General features: G+C 73.7%; 2 protein-coding genes. Both read right to left on the bottom strand.

The window, feature by feature from the left end:
- On the bottom strand, nucleotides 1-336 hold a 336-nt coding region (locus L2I40_RS23415), incomplete at its 3' end, for a PAS domain-containing protein (RefSeq protein ID WP_372491112.1).
- Between the two features lie 29 nt (nucleotides 337-365).
- Nucleotides 366-1,230: EscU/YscU/HrcU family type III secretion system export apparatus switch protein (locus tag L2I40_RS23410; RefSeq protein ID WP_237217755.1), on the bottom strand; the 865-nt coding region annotated here is incomplete at its 5' end.

Genomic DNA, 1,230 nt, shown 5'->3' with positions numbered 1-1,230 from the left:
GGGGCGCTCCAGCCGGACTTGCGGCAGGCCGGCGGCGGCCAGCGCCGCATCCGCGCTCCCTGCCGCGCCGAGTGAGGCCTCCACCGCCACGCGGCGTGACGGCTCGATGAGCGTGCGCAGAGGAAGGCCGCGGCGCAGTGGCAGGGTCGGGCCGCACAGCCGGGCCAATTCGGGGTTCCAGGCGAGCAGGCGATCCGCGGCGTCGAGCAGCGCGAGGCCCGGCGCGGCCGCGTCGAGGACGGCGCGGAGCAGCGGCCCCACCTCGTCGCGCGGCGCCAGCAGGCGGTTGAGCAGCGCGGCAGGGCGCCAGCGGAGCTGTTGCTGCCTCGGGGCCATGGACAGCGGAGATGGTTGCTTTTTCGGACCTATTTATCAACCTGAAATTGACGATCGCGGTTCGCCGCCTGCCCCGCCCGGCGCCAGACGAAGGCGATGATCTCCGCCACGGCCTGGTAGTGCTCCGCCGGGATCTGGCGGCCGAGTTCGAGCCGGTGCAGCGCGCGCGCCAGGGGCGGGTTGGCGACGACCGGCACGCCGGCCGCCACGGCGGTGGCGCGGATCCGCGCGGCGAGTTCCTCGACACCCTTGGCGACGACCTTGGGGGCTGAGTCCCCTTCCTGGTAGGCGAGCGCGACGGCGTAGTGCGTCGGGTTGGTGACGACCACCGCGGCACGCGGCACCTCGGCCATCATGCGGCTGCGCGCCCGGCTTTCCCGACGCAGCCGGCGCTGCGCACGGATGGTGGGATCGCCCTCGGTCTCCTTCAGCTCGTCCCGCAGTTCCTGACGTGACATGCGAAGCTGGCGGAGATGGTTGAAGCGCACCCAGAGGAGGTCGAGCACCGCCACCGCCGCGAAGGCAGCAAGCGCGGCGCCAAGAAGGCGCGCGACATGACCCGATGCGGTCGCAAGCAGCCCTTCGGGCGGCGCATGCAGCGCGCGCTGCAACGCGGCCACGTCACCGGCCGCGAACCACAGCGCGAGCCCGACCATCGCAAGCTTGACGAGGCTCCGCACCAGATCCGCCAGCGCCTCGGCGCCGAACAGGCGCTTCAGGCCCGCCCAGGGGTTCACCTTGTCGAGCCGCGGCCGGAGCGGAACGGCAGAGACGAGCCCACGCGTCTGCAGCAGCGTCGCCACGCCGGCGCCGAGCGCCGCGGCGCCGGCGACGGGCAGCACCATCAGCACCGCGAGCCCGGCCAACGGCCAGCCCGCCTCCGCGATGCCGAGT

Origin of the sequence: Falsiroseomonas oryziterrae (assembly GCF_021864505.1) — a bacterium.
GTDB lineage: Bacteria > Pseudomonadota > Alphaproteobacteria > Acetobacterales > Acetobacteraceae > Falsiroseomonas > Falsiroseomonas oryziterrae.
The sequence above is the reverse complement of the archived record's forward strand: the minus strand, read 5'-3'. Positions and strand labels throughout refer to the sequence as shown.